Below are 20436 nucleotides of genomic sequence, written 5' to 3'. Positions count from 1 at the left end.
CTACTGATAGAGATGACAAGCGACCCAATGGTTCGGTGCGGCTTCCTGCCATTCAGGAACCTGTGCCGCGCATTGCTCCATGGCCTTTGGGCATCTTGTTCGGAAAACACAACCGCTTGGAGCGTTGGCAGGACTCGGCAAATCGCCCTGCAAGATGATGCGCTCCCGCTTGATTGTTGGATCAGGAATCGGAATGGAGGACAGTAACGCTTGTGTATATGGATGAAGTGGCTTTGCGTACAGCTCGAAGCTGTTTGCCATTTCTACCATTTTGCCGAGGTACATGACTCCGATTCGAGTGGAAATATGCTTCACCATGGACAGATCGTGGGCGATAAACAAGTAAGTCAGACCCCTGTCCTGCTGCAAGTCTTCCAATAGATTGACGACCTGCGCTTGAATCGACACATCAAGCGCCGAAATCGGTTCATCCGCGATGATAAATTCCGGCTCGACCGCCAGTGCTCGGGCAATCCCGATCCGCTGCCTTTGGCCTCCACTGAATTCATGAGGGAATCGGTTCGCATGTTCCTTGGACAACCCAACCAGCTCTAGCAATTCTTTGACCCGATCCGCTCTTGCACCACGGGACAAACGATGAATATCCAGACCCTCCGCAATAATGTCCATGACAGTCATGCGCGGATTCAGACTTGCTTGCGGGTCTTGAAAAATCATTTGGACGTCGCGGTGGAACTGCTCTGCCTCTTTTCCTTTTAAGCGATGTGCATTTTTTCCTTTGAACAAAACTTCTCCATCTGTATTTTCATAGAGGCGAATCATCGTTCTACCCAACGTCGACTTGCCGCAGCCGCTCTCGCCTACTAATCCGAGCGTCTCACCGCGATGAATGGTGAAGGTCACGCCGTCGACTGCCTTTAGCGTAATCCCATTGCCGATCTCAAAATGCTTTTTTAGATTTTTGACTTCAACCAACGCTTGGCTCATCTACGTCTGCCTCCCTGCTGCCACCAGTTCTTCCAGCTTCGGTGCCCGTGGATCATGTAGCCAGCATGCAGCTTGGTGACCCTCGGTGAATGTGGAAGCGTCCGGCATTTGCTGCTCACATATTTCCATCGCAAACTGACAACGTGGAGCGAACGGACACCCTTTTGGCGGGTGGAATAAATCCGGCGGCGTTCCCTCAATCGGTACCAGTCGTTCCTTTTCCAAGCCATCGATCCGCGGCAGGGAGCGCATCAAGCCCCATGTGTACGGATGCTTTGGATTTGCGAAAATATCCTCTACCTTGCCTGTTTCCACCACAATTCCTGCGTACATAACCACGGCCCGGTGCGCGATTTCGGCTACGACACCCAAGTCATGTGTAATCATCACGATGGAGAGCTGCTGCTTTTCCTGTAATTCTTTAAGCAAGTCCAGGATTTGTGCTTGAATCGTTACATCCAATGCTGTCGTCGGTTCATCTGCAATGACGAGCTTTGGATTATTGGCGAGCGCAATCGCGATGACGACACGTTGCCGCATTCCCCCGGAAAACTCATGCGGGTATTGATCCACCCGTTTTTCCGGATCGGGGATACCGACCAATCGCAGCATCTCCATTGCCTTTTTACGTGCCTCTTCTTTGCTGACCTGCTGGGTACGAACAAATCCCTCGACGATTTGGGCGCCGACCCTCATCGTCGGATTCAGTGCCGTCATCGGGTCCTGAAAGACCATCCCGATCTCAGCTCCACGAACCGATAGCAATTCCTTCTTACTCATCCCCGTGATGACTTTTCCGTCAAAACGAATCTGACCATCCACGATTCTTCCCGGCGGGTTCGGGATCAAGCCCATGATTGCTTGGGCGGTTACACTCTTTCCACAACCACTCTCTCCCACAACCGCAAGTGTCTCTCCACGATCAACATGAAAGGTAACTCCCCGTACAGCCTGTACCTCTCCACCGTACGTTTTGAAATGTACGCGGAGGTTTTCTACTTGTAGCAAATGATCCGCCATGTCTGATCCTCCTATCTTCGTGGCGAGGTTACTCGCGAATTCTTGGGTCCAATGCATCCTGCAAGCCATCACCGAAAACATTGAAGGCAAACATCGTCAAAGAAATCATCAAGGCCGGGAAGAAAAGTCTCCACCAATCCCCAGTCAAAATGACGCCGAGTGCATCGTTAGTCATCGTGCCCCAGCTAGCGATTGGCGCTTGCACACCCAATCCCAGAAAGCTGAGGAAAGATTCTGCAAATATCGCCGACGGAATCGTAAAGGTCAAGTTCACGATAATGACTCCGATGGTATTCGGAATCAGGTGTCGCAATAAAATGCGAGGGAATTTGGCACCCAGCACCTGCGCAGCCATGATGAACTCCTGGTTTTTCAATTGCAGGATTTGTCCCCGAACGAGACGAGCCATCCCTACCCAACCGGTTGCGGACAATGCGATGATAATGGTAACAATTCCAGGCTCCATGACAACCATCAGCATAATCACCACGAGCAAGTATGGCAATCCGTACAAGACCTCGATCAATCGCATGATGATGGTATCAATTCGGTCTCCTTTTTTGCCTCGACCGGCCATGTATCCGGCAATACCGCCGACGGTCACTCCGATGACCAAGTCAATTAACGCTGCCGATATTCCGATAATCAGTGAAATCCGCGCTCCGTACCATGTTCGTGAAAACATGTCGCGCCCCAGCTCATCTGTTCCGAACCAATGCTCGCTCGAAATTTCCTGATTCGCATTCAAGAGACTCTGATCGGAATAGCTGTATGGAACAAGATGTGGGCCAATGATCGCCATGGCTATCAGCATAACAATCAGGGTCAACCCCACCATGGCCAGCTTGTTTCTAACGAGCTTTCTCGCTACTTGTTGAAAATGAGTAAGGCTCGGTCGCATCTGGGCGATCTGTCCATCTGCTTTTTGAGCTCTAGGTCGAAACAACTCATTTACTGATTGATCTACCGCCATTGGCTACCTCCCCCTGCTCGATAGTTTGATTCGTGGATCGATGAATATATAAGCCAGATCAATCAAGAAGATAATGAGCACCAAGATGGCACTGTAGAAGACTGTCGTTCCCAAAATAACGGGATAATCTCGATTGAAAATGCCATCAACGAAGTACTTGCCGATCCCTGGTACCGCAAAAATCTTTTCGACGACGAACGTTCCGGTTAACAACCCCGCGATAAGCGGTCCCATAAACGTGACGATCGGCAAAATCGCGTTGCGGATTCCGTGCTTGATCACTATCAGAAAAGTCGGAATTCCTTTTGCCTCAGCGGTCCGGATATAATTCTGGTTCATCACGTCGATCATGCTCGTACGCATATAGCGTGTAATGATCGCTAAAGGTCCAAAAGCAAGTGCGAGTGAAGGCAGAACCGAGTGTTTCCAGCTGGCAAGCGTAGCTACTGGGAATAACGGCCATTTAATTGCCAAGTAATTAATGAGCAATGGCGCCATGATAAAGCTGGGTACAGCAATTCCTAATACAGCCATGACCATTGCCGCATAATCAATCCAGGTATTTCGGTTTAATGCCGCAATTGTTCCGAATAAAAGTCCGAAAAAAAGGGCAACCGCTATCGCCTGCAAACCAATCATTGCAGATGCTCCGAAGCCATCTTTGATCATGTCATTGACACCGCGTGTCTCCGACTTAATAGAAGGTCCTAAATCGAGCATGACCAAACTTTTTAGATAAAGCAAATACTGCATCGGCAGTGGTTCATCCAAATTGTATTTGGCACGCAGATTGAGCAATATTTGCTCAGGCAACTGATCTGACTCCGACGCGAATGGATCACCAGGGATCATATGCATCAAGCTAAAAGTCAACGTTACAATAATCCACAAGGTGAGTACCATCATCAAAATTCTTTTGAGTAAATAACGCGACATCTATACGCCCCCTAGTCCAGACTTGCAAAAAGATTAAGAAAATTCAACGTACCCTCCTTTTGTTCGAGTTCAAAAAGTTGACTTTTCAGCACCGAGAAGATGGCGAGAACCGAACTTCGGAGGTGAACGCCATATTCGATGTCGAATTCGCTTTCTTGACTACTTCGTGATCAAAAGACAACTTTTTGCTCTTTAACGGAAATTGACCTAAAACATTCCTTAATTCAACAATATAGTGCCGTAATTATTTAATGTCAATTCTGATTTTTTTATTTTTTACATCGATTCATAAAGGAATTTGCTGAAAGTTGTCAAATATAAAACAATTAATACGGAAATTTTCCCTAAAACATCCCTATTTAAAGCTTCGTGGTCGCGACAGCTCGCATACCCATCTGATGGGTTATCTCTTATCTATATAAGAAAGACTGGCATACTAAGATGCCGAAGAAAGGATGGATCTCCTTCCTGACGAATGGTTTATCCCGTAGTTTAACTTTTTTGGAGGATATTTTGATGATAAAAGTTGGCATAGTCGGTCCAAAAGATTCAGTAGATGCAATGCTAGCTGTAGGTCGTGAGTTTTCCGATCACATCCTGCTCACCTCCTTTGTTTATCAAGGAGTGGAACAAGTACCTGCCTATGTAGCCGAAAATGATATGGAAACAGATATCTGGTTCTTCTCTGGAGTCGCCCCCTATTCGATGGCAAAAGCCCATATTGGCAAGAAAAAAGCCTTTTATCCGCAAGTCAATTCTAGTGTCCTGACCAAAGTGTTGCTCGAATTGGTATACCGCGATGGCCTTTCTTTAGATCGTGTAAGCTTCGACACCATTTCGGAAGCGCATTTTCGTGAGACTTTGGAGGAATTGGGCCTGCACTGTGAGAATCCATACCTAAAGCCGTATAAAGAATTCCGGAAGAGAGCTGAATTAGTAGCCTATCACACCCGGCTGATCCAGGAAGGCAAGGTAGACGCTTGTGTCACGGGAACGCTGTACGTCACCGAAGAATTAAAACGCCAAGGAATCAGAGTATACCGAATGGGCTTCACCCGCTTTATATTTCGAGAGATTTTCAAGCAAATTCTGCAAGAGGGTGAAACGCTCCACTTCAAACGCTCCCAAATTGCTGTTCAATTGATTGAGGTATCCGACATGGAAAAGCTCGTGAATGAACCTGCAAACGCATACGAGCTACGGCGCCTCGATTTGAAGTTGCAAGAGCTCGTACTTGATTACACAGAGTCGATTTCCGGTAGCTTCGTCGCGGTTGGCAATTCCAAGTTCATTATTTTTTCCACCCGCGGATCATATGAAGACAATCCAGATTTTCACCCCACGATCCTTTTGGAAAAAATCAAGCTGCTCACCCATTCGCACGCGAATATGGGAATCGGCTTCGGTGTCACAGCATTGTCTGCGGAGCGCAATGCACAGCTTGCTCTCGGTCACGCCAAAAACCATCAGGATGCCGTGATCCTCGTTGACCATGACGGTTCGATTGAAGGTCCGCTGCGTCAGCCGAACAGTATCAGCTACGAATATTGGACACAGGACAAAGAAATCAGCGAAAATCTGAAAAAAGCTGGTGTCAGCATTACGACGTTTAACAAAATCATTTCCGTCCAAAAGGCGCTGGGGCAAAAATATATCAGCGCTTCGATGATCGCGGAATGGATGGGAATGACACCTCGCAATGCGCGAAGAATCTTAAGTGACTTGGCAGAGCACAGCATTATCGAACTCATTGGGGAAGAGACACCAACAAACCGGGGGCGCCCACGGAAAATTTATCGTATACTCCCCTCGCCACAAACCACTTAATTGTTGCTCCTTGAGAAAGGCGCAAGCTTTTGATTTCCAGAAAACTTCTTTTGTGGATCATTGCTGGTCATGCATGCAAGCTATCCAAATATGCGATTAGGGGGTCATACACATGCCCGTTCATCCACAGATTCAACAAATATTAGACGTCTTCAACCGCTCGCGTCATGATGTTGACTTTAACCAATTGACACCACAGATGATGCGAATGGCGACTGATCTAAATCGAGATTCAGGCGCGGAACGTGAACAGGTAAAAAAGGTAGAGAATCTCTCGCTTCCCTTAGAAGGTCGTTCCATTCCAATTCGCATATACACTCCAGAAGGACATGCCCCCTTCCCTGCACTCGTGTACTATCATGGGGGCGGCTTTGTGATTGGCAATCTCGAAACAGCAGACTCGGTATGTCGCAACTTCGCAAATAACGCAAAATGTGTGATCATTTCTATTGATTATCGGCTCGCACCTGAACATCCTTTTCCTGCTGGATTGGAAGATGCCTATGATTCACTTCTTTATATTTCAGCTCACGCTGATCAATTTGGCATTGATCCATCGCGGATAGCGGTTGGAGGAGATAGTGCCGGAGGGAATTTTGCCACAGTCGTGAGTCTCATGGCGAAAGAACGACAGGGGCCGCCTATCGTATTTCAATTATTAATCTATCCCGCCGTAGGAATTGTGGACACCACTCCCTACCCATCCATGCAGGAAAATGCGCGTGGCTATTTGATGGATGTGGAATTGCTGAATTGGTTCCTCTCTCATTATCTACCGCCTGTCGATCTGCAAAATCCCTATCTTGATCCGATCCATGGTGCCGATCTCACTGCCCTGCCTCCTGCCATGGTCATTACAGCCGAATACGACCCTTTGCGAGATGGCGGAAAAGCGTATGCTGACAAGCTACGCGATAGCGGTGTCGATGTCGTCTATCGGAATGAACAAGGCTTGATCCATTCCTTCATCGGATTCCATACGACTATCAAACAAGCGCAAGAATCGTTGGATGAGATGTCGGCGCAATTACGAAAAGCTTTCAAAATATAGGTCGTATTGGATAAACTAGGCGTAGGCATCAACATGGTAGGAAGGATGAAATCATTGACTAGACATAATGACGACCAAGTGACCATTCGCTTCGCTCGTATCGAGGATGCTGCATCCCTTTTATCTATGCAGCGTGATGTGTTTTGTGAAGGGGAATTGGCTGGCATAGTCGTTGTTCGTATCTCCGGCTCGGAAGCGTTTGTCTCATACAGGTTTGATCACAATGATGATCCAGAAAGCTCACAGAAATAAGGGCATTGGCAAGGCTTTATTGAAGGAGTTGTTAGCTTGGGCGAAGCAGCATCCGCTCATTGAAAAAGTGAGCTTAGGGGTGTTCTCCAACAATCTGAGAGCCATCGCTTTATACAAAAGCTTTGGATTTGTGGAAGAAGGAAGAAAAGTGAAAGAATTCAAGCTGGCTGAGAATGAATACGCAGATGATATCCTAATGTATAAATTCGTATAGCGTCCATTCGTTTTCCTTCCATGCAAAAAAAGGACCTTCCCATCAGGTCCTTTTCTTATGAGCAAGTAAGCTCTATACCGATTTCGATGGCTGAACAGCTTGTTTCTTTTGAACACTGGCAACAATCACACCCACGACGATCAACAAGGAGCCTCCGACTTGAATCGACGTCACCTGCGAGCCAAGCAGTAAAAACCCGACCAGCATCGCTACAAAGGGCTGCAGGTTAAGAAAAATAGCTGCTTTGCCCGTCCCTACCACCTTTAATTGCTGATTCCAGACGATTCCACATATTCCTTGCATGAGGATCGCGGTCAAAATGAGCATCGCCCATGCCCACACTTCATGGCTGATCTGCGTCCCGGGCTCGATTGTCAACAGCGCGGCAGGAGTCAAAAACAACGTGCCAACCGTCGTCGAGTAAACAGTGGCAATAAACGGCTGGATGGTTTGCGTCAGTTTGCGAATGATGATCATGGAAGACGAGAATGCGACCATGGCAATCACAATGAGCAAGACTCCCTTGGTAACGGAGAGTCCAGCACCAATACCGACAACGAAGAATGTTCCCATAAGCGCCAGGCCAGACCCAATCTTCATACGCAAGGTAAACTGCTCCTTCAAAAACAAAGAGGCCAGCACTGCGGTGACAATCGGTGACAAGGAAAGAATCAACGATGCCGTTGTCGCGTCTGTCGTCAAGAGCCCGTTGAAATACGCCGTTTGATTCGCCAGCGTCCCGATCAAGCCTAGCAATACAAGAAGTCCTAGCTCACGAGCTGTGATTTTCACGAATTTTTTGGCCAGCCACGCGTAGATGATGAGAAACATTGATGTGAAAAGCAAGCGTACATCTGCCAAAAACAGCGGAGGAAACTCTTTAACCAGCATGCTTCCGAACACAAAATTACTGCCCCACAACGTCACACAAAAAAGCAATAGCAAGTACGACCGAATCATGATTGTTCCTTCTTTCACCCGATGCATTATTCTTCCGTTAGCTATCGTACAGGAGAGTGAGAAAAAAGTCCATGAGCTGATCTGCTATTGTTTGATGGAAATGATGTTTTTTTGTACGCCCTGTCACATAAAAAAGACCAGCGAACAAGTTGGTTCACTGGTCTTCCCTTTATTGTACCATTTCTACCATAGGGGTCTCCTCGGTTGCTTCCAGTGCCCCTTCCATCTGCCCTGTCTCTTCTACTGCCGACTCTTTCGCTTTCTCTTCCTCTTTCACTTCCGGCTTCTTCTCTGGCTCCGTCGGCGCGATTGCACTCGCCACGAGTGCCGCGTATTTTTGTGAGCCTTCCTTATTCGGGTGAACACCGTCTTTGTAAAAGTAAGAGCTTTGCCCTTCACTTGCCGTATACCAATCCACAAGAACGACATGTGATTGAGCTGCGGCCGTTTCCGCCAGCATCTTATTCACGACGCTTTCCCACGGTTTAGGTACGCGAGAATTGACGAGAATGATTTGCTCTACGCCATTCAGTGATTGCAGCAGCTTGTCGAGTTGCCCTTTACTAAAGGCGCCGTTCGAGCCCAATTCAATCACGACGCGATTTCCCAATTGACCTTTAGCCTTGAGCTGCGCAATCACCTCAGGAGCTTGCGCCATTTGCCTTCCGATTTTGGCATCCACGACGATCCCTGGCAATAGTTTCTCCAGGTAAGGAGCCACATCAAGCATGACCGAGTCACCGATCACAGTAATCCCTTTACCAGAGCCTATCGCTTTTATCGGTTCCTGTTTTTGGTCAGGCTGTTTGGAAGCATTCGAATCTTTCTGCTTCTCGGCAGGCTTCTGCTTTTGTCCGTTGTTATTTGGCTTCTGCTCATTTTTCGGTTTTGTGGGTGGAGTAGCTGGTTTTTGAACCGTTTCCGGCTTCTTCTCTACGATTGGCACCTCAGGACCGTGGGGCTTGTCGGGAACCTTTGTCTCGGTGACCGTTTGAGTTGGCTGCGTCACATTTCCAGCGGTCGCATCTGACGTGAGCGAAGCGATCCCATAATACGTAACACAAAGAGCAATCGCGCAACCAGTGGCCAAAACACGGTTTAACCGTTTTGTTTTCTGCCCTGCCTTACCGGAACGCTTCCAAATTTTTCCTAATGCACCGTAGCGAATAGGCTCTTCGAGATATTTCCATGACAGAGATGCCAACAAAATGCTTGCGAGGAGCTGCAAAACCGCTCCAGGTATCGCCATCCACTCCCATTCCGCCAAAAACGGATTCGTCCAAACAATAACAGGGTAATGCCACAAATAAATACCGTAAGATCGAACGCCAATCCAGCGCAGTGGCTTGCAGCCCATCCATTTCGCCAAGCTGCTTGCCGGATGTGCGAGTACGGCGACCAGCACGGCACTGACGACAGACAGAAGGACGAGCCCGCCTTCGTACAAATAGTCATCATATTGATTCGTGTTCCAAATGCTGTACAAAAGAATCCCTAAGCTCAAGAGACCGCTTAGATCAAGCGTAATTCGCGCTTTTTGCGAAATGTTCGCCGTAAGCAAGCGACTCGGCCACATCATGGCGAGTGCGGCACCGATCAACAATCCGAATACGCGTGTGTCCGTTCCGTAATATACACGACTCGGATCAAGACCTGGCTCATACCATACAGCCATGAGGATGGCGGATAGTGCAGCCATCACCAAAGTAATGATCATGATTGGCCCCCTGCGCTTCAGGAAGCGGAGTCCCAGCGCGAGTACAAGCGGCCAAATGACATAGAACTGTTCTTCGACCGCCAATGACCACAGATGGCCTAATGGTGAGGGCGGACCGAATTTTTCAAAATAAGATACGTCATGAAAGACCAGCCACCAGTTGCTCATGTACAGAACGGCTGCTCCTACATCTCCTCGAATGGTTTCCAACTGGGCTGGGGAAAAGATGGCTACCCCTGTCACCACCACAAACAACATGAGGAACAGCGCTGGGAGCAGTCTTCTGGCACGGCGCAACCAAAAGTTTTTCATGTCGAGTCTGCCATTTCGATTCCATTCTGCAATTAATAAGTCTGTAATTAAATATCCCGATAAAACGAAGAAAATACCGACACCCAGCAATCCCCCGGGTGCCCAGTCGTAATTCAAGTGATAAATAATGACTGCGAGTACCGCCAGCGCACGAAGCCCGTCGATCCCAGCCATGTATCGACTGCTGGAGCCTTTGATCGGTTCAGGCATGCTGGTGGCCTCCCATCGTTGCATGTTGGCGAGTGATTAATTCGTTCTGATTATTGTTTCTTTTCGTACCCATCGTCCTTTTCATATTTTTATGGTGATTCTTCGTGCTCGCCATGCAAAACATTTCATTCTCCCCTTTTACCTTCCGTTCTGTTATTGTCCTTTGTTGTTGGGGGCAGTCATTACACATCGGGAATTGCGTGCTCTATGAATGCAAAAACCCCTGTTTCTGGAATCGTGCGAAAGCGGGGGTTGGTCTCGTTCATTATCTTTATGGAAAATGAATTCTTCCCATCATCGTTGCCCGTATTCAGGATGTGATGAACTACTCACTATCTCGTTGTTCTTGGTTCACTTACTCCCTTATATATGCATCACACCTTCCTTATAGTGGATGGTCTCACAAGGAAATTACCCGGTCCTTGTCTTACGTTAGACTCTTGCTGCGTAGTTGTGTGTAACCTGATTATATGACGGTTTCGGGGGATAACTCGTTACAAACTGTTTACATTCTGACCCTATTTTTTCCCGGTAAAAACGCGGAACAAAAAAAGAAGCTGCTGGTATACTTTCCCCCATCAGCTTCACGATTGTTGATCATCGCAGACCACCACTGTCAGATGCAAAATGCAACGTGTTTACTTGTCACAAAAGATTTACGGATCAACAGCCTGCATCCGTTCATAAATTTTGCGAGTTGTATTGACATTCCTGATTGTCATTCGTTGATAAACCTTTGAGCCAATAAGTTCCTGCTTGATGACATGTCAAATCCAAAAGCTTGTATGTATCATCTCTTCCAAATTGTACCGAATGGTTGCTTTGGAATCGGTATCCCCCGAAGGAAAGCGACATCAACCACGGCCATTCCCCTATCACTACCATTTTCGCCAATCGAAACGGGAAACACAAGACAAAAATAAAATCCCCATCGATTACCAGCACCGACGAGGATTTTCGCTTGATTATCCCAATTTAAATATGATGAGTAAACAAATAATTCAAGAAAAGACCACCGCTGACAACCGCAATCACCATGCATGCGATGCCACTTTTCACCCGTTCGGAGAGCAATCGCATAAATCCAAGACAGAAAAAGACTCCTGTGACCAAAAAATAAGCGACTCCAACCCAAAAAACATTCCAAGGCAAGCTCGCAAAATCTACGTTACCCACACGTGAACACCATCCCTGTCCGATTCTACTGATTACTTCTATGTACGATACTCCATTATAGCATTTGTTCACGCTTACTTTCCCATTTTTGTTCAATGCGTAACAGAAGTGTCATACATCCTGTCTTCATGTTTTCTACACAATCGTTTGGTACGCTTTCTCCAACAGCGAAAAGGAGGAAAAAGTGCACATGAACAAACGGACAATACGCCCATGGGCTTATCCACTGGTTATAGGTGGCGTTTTGCTGTTATCCGCATGCTCAACTGCCACTGACAATACCACCATGGATCATAATGGACACAGCATGAATTCTTCACCCGAAACATCCTCACAGGCTCAACCCCAACAGATGGCCGCATCCAGCGACTCGTCGATGGAGGTACTTACAGGCACAACATTTACCCTCACGGCAAAAGAAAAGATGCTCCACCTCGATGACAAGACCATGAAAAACGCATGGACGTACAATGGAACCGTTCCAGGTCCACAGCTTCGTGTCAAACAAGGGGAAACCATCAGCGTGACGTTGAAAAACGAATTGCCCGAGCCGGTCACCATTCACTGGCATGGCTTACCCGTCCCGAACAACATGGATGGAATCCCTGGGGTTACCCAAAATGCCGTACGACCAAACGAAAGCTTCACCTACAAATTCAAAGTGGACGTTGCCGGGACATACTGGTACCACTCGCATCAAAACAGCGCCAAGCAGGTAGACAAAGGGTTGTACGGTTCACTTGTGGTGGAACCGGTTACGCCAGAGTCTGTTGATAAGGACTTTACCCTCGTTTTGGATGAATGGATGCAGGACGATAGCATGGCGGAAATGCACGGAAGTGGTATGAGCCATGGCACCAGTGCCCCTTCTTCCGATAGCTCGTCCACTGGTGGTCACAATATGGCCAGTATGGAGATGCCCATGAGTGACGCTGAGATGATGCCTCTGATGTATACGATCTTTTCCATGAATGGAAAAACAGGCCCGGCAATCCAGCCGCTATCTGTTAAAGAAGGTGAGAAGGTCAGAATCCGCCTGATCAATGCTGGATACTTGAACCACAAGCTGAACCTGCAAGGTCATGAATTTAAAATCGTAGCAACAGACGGGCAACCGATTAATAACCCGCCACTAGTAGGCGGCCAGCTCCTCAATATCGGGCCAGGAGAACGATATGATCTCGAATTTGTCGCAAACAATCCTGGCAAATGGTTACTAGAGGAGCGCAGCACAAACCCAGGCGCCAAGTCCCTTGTCGTACCCATCGTCTACGAAGGTTCGGAATCAAAAGCAGCCAAATCCGAAGCTGGCGATATGCCGACGATAGACATTACCAAATACGGCGAGGCGGCAAAAAGCAGCTTTACACTAGAGCAGAAATATGACATCTCGTATCAAATGGATCTGAACACGGAAACGGCAGATGGAAAAATGGCCTTTACCATCAATGGTAAAACGTTCCCAAATGTCCCTCCGCTCAACGTCAAAAAAGGAAATCTGGTCAAAGTCACACTGGTGAACAAATCCCCGAAAGATATCCACCCGATGCATTTGCACGGACATTTCTTTCAAGTAGTAAGCAAAAATGGTCAGCCTATCTCAGGCTCCCCTCTGGTTAAAGATACGCTGAACATTTTGCCGGGTGAATCTTACGTCGTTGCCTTTGAAGCTGACAATCCAGGAGACTGGATGTTCCACTGCCACGATTTGGGCCATGCTGCGCAAGGAATGGTATCCGAAGTAAAATATGAAGGCTTCAAGCCAGATTTCGTCGTCGACCCTTCTGTCGGCAACATGCCAGAATAGCCACAGAAAAAAGCAGGAGCCTTCATGGCTTCCTGCTTTTTCATTACGCCAATACACCGTCTAAAGACGTTTTCCACTCTACGCCACTTGGAAATACATCCTGTACGTGCTGTCTCAGCTTGTCATTTTGGCTCAATTCCAGACTCAAGATCGATACCAGACCGCTATCCTCTCTCGTGCGGATCAAACGCCCGATGCCTTGACGCAGTCTCAGCAGCATGTAAGGCATATCTACGTCGTCTAAAGGATTTGCTGCACTTTTTCGTTTTGCTGTAAACACCGGATCATTCGGCGGGAATGGCAGTGACCAAATGATCACATTGGACAACGAAGGCCCCGGTACATCAAGCCCTTCCCACAGGCTCACCGCACAGAGGCTGCTTTTCTCGTCGTTTTGGAACTGAGAGATCAGATGGCTGATTTCCGCATCTCCTTCGAACAAGAATCGCAGATCCGTACAGGTAGGCTCGTTTTTGATAGCGGCCTTGAATTGCTGTAATTCCTCCATGGAGGAAAACAACAACAGCGCACTACCCGCTGATTTTTGCAGCAATTGAGTAGCCTGTCTCATTTTTTCCGCAAAGGTGTCGGTCGCAGATAGTGTTGGTACGTATACTTCCATTTGCTTGTCGTACTCGTATGGAGATGCAACCGAGAACGACAGATATTGCTCAATTCCCAAGCTGTCCGCCACATAGTTGAATGATCCATCAACAGATAGAGTCGCCGACGAAAAGACAATCGGCATCTTTTGTGAGAATACACGCTCTTCCAGTACTTCCTGCACCTTTTTTGGCATGACGACCAAGGTCGGTCCTGTAATCTCTTCACTCATCCAGGAAATGACGTGATCCGGGTCTTGGAAAAGTCCCAGTGCCAGCTGCATCATTTCCAGATGCTCCTCGACAATTCGCAGCTGGAACTCGTCCAACGTATACAGTCCACCCTCGAGCGCCAGCTCTTCCTCAATCCAACTGACGAGACTCGTAAAACGGTGGATGGTTGCAAGGAGTTCTGGATGAAAATGGATTTCTTTGCGGTTGGAGCCCAACACAGCCTTGCTCTCTTCGTTCAATCGGGAGAACATCTCCTCGCTCTGGGCAATGGCTTCTTCAATGGCAATAGCGAGCTCTTCCCTGATCTCACCCTTCAAGACACGCGTAATCGTTTCTTCGAAGACGGAGTGATTCAGCTTGTACGTCAATGCTTTTTGGGCAGCAGGCTCCAACAGATGACCCTCGTCAAAAATAACCGAGCTATGCGGCGGCAACAACGGTAGCTGACCTCCGCGTTTGCGGATCTCATAGGTCCACACATGCTCCATATAAAAGTCATGGGAGCAAATGATCAAATCGGCTGACTGACGATAATGATTTCTGGAAAGGGTCTGCCCACAGCGGTGCTGTCTGTCGCACACAAAGCAATCCTGAAAAGTATCCCAGTTCATCTGCGCCCATTCTTGGTCATCCAGGTCAGGATAAGTGCTGCGATCCCCGTACGGATAAAACGACTGCAAGGCCTCATGTGTATGGACAAACGATGGCAGCTCTTGATAAATATGCTGGAAAGCCTCACCTGTCTCAGGCTGGAATCTCGCCTCATCCAGCTTGCGCAAGCAGACATATTGGTCCGGAGATTTTCCGAGTCTCGCGTCAATCGTCAGGTTGAGATGGCGAGCCAGTTTGGCAATATCGCCTTCCGGTTTTACGAGCTGCTCAATCAGCGACTCATTCGCACAGGCAATGATGGCGGGCTTTCTGGTATATCGTGCATAGCAGATCGCGTACAGCAGGTAAGCCAATGTTTTCCCCGTTCCTACTCCCGCCTCTGCAAAAATCGTTTGCTTTTCTATAAAAGCCCGTTCAAGCTGAAAGGCCATGTAGATTTGCTCATCACGCACCTCGAATCCAGCCTCAGGCAATACTTCATAAAAAACGTCCGCTACCCAATCACTCACCTGAGAGATGAACGGCTGGGACGGATCGTAGTCAAAAGGATAACGTTCCAATTGTGACCTGCCTCCAATAATGTAAAGAATCGTCAAGCATAGATGCTAACATGTTATGATGACATGTCTTGACGATAAACACAATACAGATGAGAGAAAAAACCATTCCTTTTCGTGGTAAGATAAGGATGGTAGAAAAATAGAATAAAACAGGAGTGAACAAACCAATGGAAAAAGTAATGTTTATTGAAATTGGAATGGGCATTGACATGCATGGTCAAAACGTCACCAAAGCCGCAGTCCGCGCTGTTCAAAATGCTATCCATCATAATTCGATGCCTGGATTGCGTTCTGTCCTGCCAGGAAACGATATCCATAACATGAAAGTACATGTGAGACTTGCCGTTCCAGCTGACAAGGACAAGCTCGACTTGGAAACGGTTCGCCAAGCACTGCCTTACGGGGAAGTCTCCTTCGAAATCGTCGATGGCGGCATGCTGACAAGCAGCGGGGTCGTGATCGCTGAAAAAGAGGACAAGAACGACCTTGCCTATATCGTCATCGCTTCGGTAGAGGTCGGCTATTAGAATCCCGGCTCATCTACTACCTGTGGGCGAAACTGATAGCGCTCCAACGCTATTTCTCCTGCTGCTGACACGACTATCCCTTCGCTTTCCAAGGCCATTTTTTGCAGCGTGAACGAATCCAAATCTTGCAATCCGATCTTTCCTTGGGCGTTGATGACTCGATGCCAAGGAAGCTGGTGCTTTTTGGACATGGAATGCAGGATGCGAACGATTTGTCTGGCAGCTCTCGGACTCCCGGCCAACGCTGCAATTTGACCGTACGTCATGACATGGCCAACTGGAATCCCGGCAATGATTTTTAGTGCGCGCTGCGTAAATTCGGTCATGATGACGACTCCTTCTTGCTTGATCAAATCAAAAGGCTTGTGACTCCTTGCGATCACAAGCCTTTTCTTCTTATTTCAGGTTAAAACAGTCTTTCCAGCTCGTCAACCAGACTGCCGACGTAGGCAACCGCCTCGCGGATTGGCTGCGGATCTGACATATCCACGCCAGCTTTTTTCATCAGCGCAAGCGGCGTCAGCGTCCCTCCTGCTTTGAGCACCTCGATCCAACGATCAACGGCAGGCTGTCCCTCTTGCTTGATGCTCGCTGCCATTGCGGTAGAAGCGGTCAAACCAGCTGCATACGTGTACGGATACAGCCCCATGTAATAGTGCGGCTGGCGCATCCATGTAAGACTAGCTGCATCGTCCAGATCAACGGCATCCCCCCAGAAGTCTGCGAGCACTTGCCCTTTCCATTCGGAGAGCTGTTTAGCTGTCAATGGTACGTCATTTTGCGCTGCTTCGTACACTTTTCGTTGCATTCTCGCTTCTAGCAAATGTGTGACAAAGTTGTGGTAATACGTATTCATCAATTGCAAAATGACCCAGCGCTTCAGACGTGGATCGTCGGATTGCTCCACGATGTGCTGCGCGAGCAAGAGCTCGTTGAGTGTGGAAGGCGCTTCGATAAAGTACAGCGATGGACGAGAGTTCGTAAAGCTTTGCTCTCTTGTCGCCAGCATAAAATGTCCGCAATGCCCCAGCTCATGAGCCAGAGTGAAAGCACTGCGCATATTTCCCGACCACGTAATGAGAATGTAAGAGTGCTTACTGTATGTCGTTGAGCAGAACGCACCTGTCGATTTGCCCACGTTGTCTACGTAGTCAATCCAGCGTTCATTTAGTGCTTTTTCCATAATGGCGGTATATTCAGGCCCCATCACTTGCAAGGATGCCAGTATCTTTTGCCCAGCTTCTTCAATCGTAACTGGCGGGCTGAATTCCGGGTCAAGCGGTGCCTTCAAATCACAAAAGGCCAGCTTCTCAAGGCCGAGCTCTTTTGCTTTCAGCTTCGCATAGCGTCGCATGTGCGGAGCCAGTTCATTCCCAATGATATCCAGGATGTTGTGATACATATCCAGTGTAACTTGCTGTGGCTTAAGCAGCATGTCTGTTACGGTTTCATAGCCACGTAGACGAGACATGACGGTTTGTCTTTTCACCTCTGACGCGTATACCGCAGCGAAGGAGTTTTGGTAGGAAGCGAGTGTCTTCGAAAAGGATTCGTACGAAGCACGGCGTAGCGTCGTATCGGAAGACATCTCATAATCGGTCTCAAACAGCGCGAAGGATACTGGACGCTCATTTCCCTCGCCATCATGGACGGGTGCAAATGACATGTCGGACAGCTTTCCGCGCAAGTAAATGTTGTATGGGGCACCGAAAACCTCGCCCATCGCCGCAAACGCTTCCTCGGTCTCAGCCGACAATCGGTACGGCTTTGTTTCCAGCAAATCTTTCAAGCTTTTGCGGAATGTTTCGAGTCCTGGTTCTTCCTTCAAGAAGCTCTCGATTTTTCCTTCAGGCAACGCCAAAATCTCCGAAGGAATAAAAGAAAGCGCAGCGTTTAACTGGGATACGACATCCCCTACCCGTGCAGAGTTCGCTTGGTTTTGTGGGTTCGTCCCGTCTTCAGACGACCGCAGTCTGGCATACGTCGCTGCGACACTCGCCCGAACATTGAGCGCCTCATTTGCCTCCAAGCATGCCAACAATGTCTCTCCACACTTATGCAGCTGACCTTTGAATGCAGTGACGACAGGCAGATCCTGTATAATTTCTGCTAATTCTTGCTCCCACGCTTCCTGACTCTCAAACAGATCGTTCAGGTTCCACGTATACTCGACTGCGACTTGATCACGTGTCTGTCTTGTCTTCACACTGACTGCCTCCTTTATTCTGCCAATAAAAATTTTTTATGTAATAAAATTGCCTTTTCATTTGAATTTTCCTACAATTTATCAAAATAAACAAGTGGATAACTGGCTCGAAATAGGCCGTAATCTGTCTTTTTCTGCGCTTTCCTAGGAAATTCTTTCAAATGATAAGCAGGTGATTTCGGAGGGTAAGGTTAAATAGATAGAATGCAAGTAAGCCTTTTGTTCTTAAAAGGAGGAAATGAACCATGTCTTTTGAAATCTTGTTTGACCGTTACGCTGATCTCGCAGTAAAAGTCGGCGTCAACGTACAGCCTTTGCAAACGTTAGTCGTATCTGCTCCGCTATCTACTGCTCCCTTTGTAAGAAAGGTAGCCAAAAAAGCGTACGAAGCGGGTGCCAAGCACGTTCATATTGATTGGACCGACGATGAACTCACAAGAATGAAATATGATTTGGCTCCTGATGAGGCGTTTCGTGAATACCCGCAATGGAAGGTACAGGGATTAGAGGAAATGGCGGAAAATGGCGCGGCGTTTCTCTACATTTCTGCGGCGAATCCTGATTTGCTGAAGGGAGTAAATCTTGACCGCATTTCTACGGCTAACAAAACAGCTGGTCAAGCTCTCCATAAGTTCCGCAGCTATACCATGTCCGATAAAGTGAGCTGGTGCGTGTTAGCTGTCCCATCACCTGCATGGGCAGCCATGGTCTTCCCGCATTTGCCACAAGAGGAACAGGAGCCAGCCCTGTGGGATGCCATCTTCCGCGCCACTCGCGCAGATATGGATGACCCTGTCCAAGCTTGGCATGACCATCATACGACATTGAACAGCAAGGTGGATCAACTCAATTCCAAACAATATCGCTATCTTCATTACGAAGCTCCTGGCACCAATTTGACGATTGAGCTGCCTAAAAACCACATTTGGATTGGTGGCGGTGGCGTAAATAAAGACGGCGTCTCCTTCATGGCCAATATGCCGACAGAAGAAGTATTCACTGCGCCATTAAAAGAAGGCGTCAATGGAACCGTTCGCAGCACCAAGCCCTTGAGCTATCATGGGAATTTGATCGAGAACTTTACGCTGACTTTTGAAAAAGGAAGGATTGTCTCGGCAACTGCTGAAAAGGGTGAAGAGTCCCTGAAGCAATTAATTGAGACAGATGAAGGCTCGCATTATTTGGGGGAAGTGGCGTTGGTTCCTCACCTGTCCCCTATCTCGCAATCAAATATCATTTTCTATAACACGCTCTTTGATGAAAATGCGTCCAACCACTTGGCGATCGGGAACGCTTATAGTGTGAATATTGAAGGTGGTGCTGACATGAGCAATGAGGAGCTGGCTAGCTGCGGTATCAATATCAGCCTCACCCACGTCGATTTCATGATCGGCTCCGCCGAGATGAACATTGATGGAGAAACAGCTGACGGCAAGCGTGAACCGCTATTCCGCAACGGAAACTGGGCTTGAATCTAACACGAGAATGACATAGCGAGAGGCTGGATTTCATCATCACCATGACAAATCCAGCCTCTTTTTTCTCGCATACAACCACTTTTCGCAAAGCCCTTTCATGAAGGGGAAATAATCGGATACAAGTGTCCCTGCATGGCAAAGGACGCTTTCCCCGTTTCCTCGGAGACAACAACGATCAACGCATCGCTTTTTTCACTCAGACCCAACGCAGCACGATGTCTGGTTCCCAGCTTTTTTTCCCCTACCACAACCTGAGATAATGGCAATACATTGGCAGCGGACACGATATGATTTTGCCGAATCAGGACGGCCCCATCATGCAGAGGGCTGCCAGGATAAAAGATCGATTCCAGCAAGGAATGGCTCATCGTGGCCTCAATCGGTATGCCTGCTTGCAGCAGCAGATCAAGCGGGTCCTCACGCTCAACGACAATCAATGCTCCTTGGCGCCGTTTGGCCAAGTGCTGAACAGCCTTGGATAAATCCAGATATTTTCCTGTATAGGGTGAGAGATAGCATTGTAGATAAAAGGAGGCTGCTACTGTTTCGAGTCGGCTAAACTTCGTCCGTATTTGATCAAACGTCCCAAGCACACATTCGTTTTCGTTTTTTAACGCATGAATGCTCTCATCCAACGTAGCGGATATTCCCCTCAGCTCTTGCAGCAATTCCGCCTTCAGCGATGATGTATCACAGTTAACTTCCAGCATATGAACCCCTCAATTTCCATTTCTGTTCACGCTTCGTTCTTTGTTTGATTGTTCCCCGCCCTCTAGGAAATCATTCTATATCCTAGATAATAATTCCACTGCAA

General features: G+C 47.9%; 18 protein-coding genes. 7 read left to right on the top strand and 11 right to left on the bottom strand.

Annotated features, from left to right (window positions below; genetic code table 11):
• From HPY31_RS02980 to HPY31_RS02965, 4 genes are read right to left on the bottom strand one after another with little or no spacing between them, the layout of a single operon-like run.
• Entirely contained in the window at positions 1 to 948 is a 948-nt protein-coding gene (locus HPY31_RS02980; RefSeq protein WP_026134041.1) for an ABC transporter ATP-binding protein, read from the bottom strand.
• The gene (locus HPY31_RS02975; protein WP_172138264.1) at positions 949 to 1968 is read right to left on the bottom strand and encodes an ABC transporter ATP-binding protein; all 1020 of its coding nucleotides are present in this window, start codon (positions 1966 to 1968) and stop codon (positions 949 to 951) included.
• A 28-nt stretch (positions 1969 to 1996) separates the two neighbouring features.
• Positions 1997 to 2941, bottom strand: a complete 945-nt coding sequence (locus HPY31_RS02970) for an ABC transporter permease (RefSeq protein ID WP_015890972.1) — start codon at positions 2939 to 2941, stop codon at positions 1997 to 1999.
• A 3-nt stretch (positions 2942 to 2944) separates the two neighbouring features.
• Complete coding sequence (locus HPY31_RS02965) at positions 2945 to 3877, bottom strand: ABC transporter permease (RefSeq protein WP_016740472.1); 933 nt, start codon at positions 3875 to 3877, stop codon at positions 2945 to 2947.
• 516 nt (positions 3878 to 4393) lie between these two features.
• Between HPY31_RS02965 and HPY31_RS02960 the strand changes: the two genes are divergently transcribed.
• The 4 genes from HPY31_RS02960 (at position 4394) to HPY31_RS28725 (ending at position 7221) form a co-directional block, all read left to right on the top strand.
• Positions 4394 to 5704 carry a helix-turn-helix domain-containing protein gene (locus HPY31_RS02960; RefSeq protein WP_015890970.1) on the top strand — a complete coding sequence of 437 codons (1311 nt, stop codon included), beginning with the start codon at positions 4394 to 4396 and terminating at the stop codon, positions 5702 to 5704.
• A gap of 112 nt (positions 5705 to 5816) precedes the next feature.
• Positions 5817 to 6755, top strand: coding sequence for an alpha/beta hydrolase (locus tag HPY31_RS02955; protein WP_172138262.1), 939 nt, complete (start codon positions 5817 to 5819; stop codon positions 6753 to 6755).
• Between the two features lie 45 nt (positions 6756 to 6800).
• Positions 6801 to 7007, top strand: coding sequence for a hypothetical protein (locus HPY31_RS28730; RefSeq protein WP_253901652.1), 207 nt, complete (start codon positions 6801 to 6803; stop codon positions 7005 to 7007).
• The gene (locus HPY31_RS28725) at positions 6979 to 7221 is read left to right on the top strand and encodes a GNAT family N-acetyltransferase (RefSeq protein ID WP_253901651.1); all 243 of its coding nucleotides are present in this window, start codon (positions 6979 to 6981) and stop codon (positions 7219 to 7221) included. The genes HPY31_RS28730 and HPY31_RS28725 overlap by 29 nt, the downstream gene beginning before the upstream one ends.
• A 72-nt stretch (positions 7222 to 7293) precedes the next feature.
• Here the strand turns inward: HPY31_RS28725 and HPY31_RS02945 are convergent, their stop codons facing one another.
• The 3 genes from HPY31_RS02945 to HPY31_RS02935 form a co-directional block, all read right to left on the bottom strand.
• Positions 7294 to 8181, bottom strand: coding sequence for a DMT family transporter (locus HPY31_RS02945; protein WP_172138260.1), 888 nt, complete (start codon positions 8179 to 8181; stop codon positions 7294 to 7296).
• Positions 8182 to 8350: 169 nt separating this feature from the next.
• Complete coding sequence (locus HPY31_RS02940) at positions 8351 to 10420, bottom strand: acyltransferase family protein (RefSeq protein WP_172138920.1); 2070 nt, start codon at positions 10418 to 10420, stop codon at positions 8351 to 8353.
• A 975-nt stretch (positions 10421 to 11395) separates the two neighbouring features.
• Complete coding sequence (locus HPY31_RS02935; RefSeq protein ID WP_016740466.1) at positions 11396 to 11596, bottom strand: hypothetical protein; 201 nt, start codon at positions 11594 to 11596, stop codon at positions 11396 to 11398.
• A gap of 190 nt (positions 11597 to 11786) precedes the next feature.
• On the opposite strand from HPY31_RS02935, the gene HPY31_RS02930 reads away from it, so the two are divergent.
• Positions 11787 to 13403 carry a multicopper oxidase family protein gene (locus tag HPY31_RS02930; protein ID WP_172138258.1) on the top strand — a complete coding sequence of 539 codons (1617 nt, stop codon included), beginning with the start codon at positions 11787 to 11789 and terminating at the stop codon, positions 13401 to 13403.
• Between the two features lie 43 nt (positions 13404 to 13446).
• On the opposite strand, the gene HPY31_RS02925 is transcribed toward HPY31_RS02930, so the two are convergent.
• Positions 13447 to 15411 (bottom strand): ATP-dependent DNA helicase, encoded by a 1965-nt coding sequence (locus HPY31_RS02925; RefSeq protein ID WP_172138256.1) that lies wholly within the window; start codon positions 15409 to 15411, stop codon positions 13447 to 13449.
• Positions 15412 to 15578: 167 nt separating this feature from the next.
• Between HPY31_RS02925 and HPY31_RS02920 the strand changes: the two genes are divergently transcribed.
• Entirely contained in the window at positions 15579 to 15938 is a 360-nt protein-coding gene (locus tag HPY31_RS02920) for a Lin0512 family protein (RefSeq protein WP_016740463.1), read from the top strand.
• Here the strand turns inward: HPY31_RS02920 and HPY31_RS02915 are convergent.
• Positions 15935 to 16264 carry an MGMT family protein gene (locus HPY31_RS02915; protein WP_172138918.1) on the bottom strand — a complete coding sequence of 110 codons (330 nt, stop codon included), beginning with the start codon at positions 16262 to 16264 and terminating at the stop codon, positions 15935 to 15937. The genes HPY31_RS02920 and HPY31_RS02915 overlap by 4 nt on opposite strands.
• An 80-nt stretch (positions 16265 to 16344) precedes the next feature.
• Positions 16345 to 18144 (bottom strand): oligoendopeptidase F, encoded by a 1800-nt coding sequence (gene pepF, locus HPY31_RS02910; RefSeq protein WP_172138254.1) that lies wholly within the window; start codon positions 18142 to 18144, stop codon positions 16345 to 16347.
• A 245-nt stretch (positions 18145 to 18389) separates the two neighbouring features.
• Between pepF and HPY31_RS02905 the strand changes: the two genes are divergently transcribed.
• The gene (locus HPY31_RS02905) at positions 18390 to 19616 is read left to right on the top strand and encodes an aminopeptidase (protein ID WP_172138252.1); all 1227 of its coding nucleotides are present in this window, start codon (positions 18390 to 18392) and stop codon (positions 19614 to 19616) included.
• 101 nt (positions 19617 to 19717) lie between these two features.
• Here HPY31_RS02905 and cdaS read toward each other — a convergent pair whose 3' ends face one another.
• Entirely contained in the window at positions 19718 to 20332 is a 615-nt protein-coding gene (gene cdaS, locus HPY31_RS02900; RefSeq protein ID WP_172138250.1) for a sporulation-specific diadenylate cyclase CdaS, read from the bottom strand.
• Positions 20333 to 20436: the final 104 nt, after the last annotated feature.

This window comes from Brevibacillus sp. HB1.3 (genome assembly GCF_013186635.1).
Taxonomy (GTDB): domain Bacteria; phylum Bacillota; class Bacilli; order Brevibacillales; family Brevibacillaceae; genus Brevibacillus; species Brevibacillus brevis_D.
The sequence above is the reverse complement of the archived record's forward strand: the minus strand, read 5'-3'. Positions and strand labels throughout refer to the sequence as shown.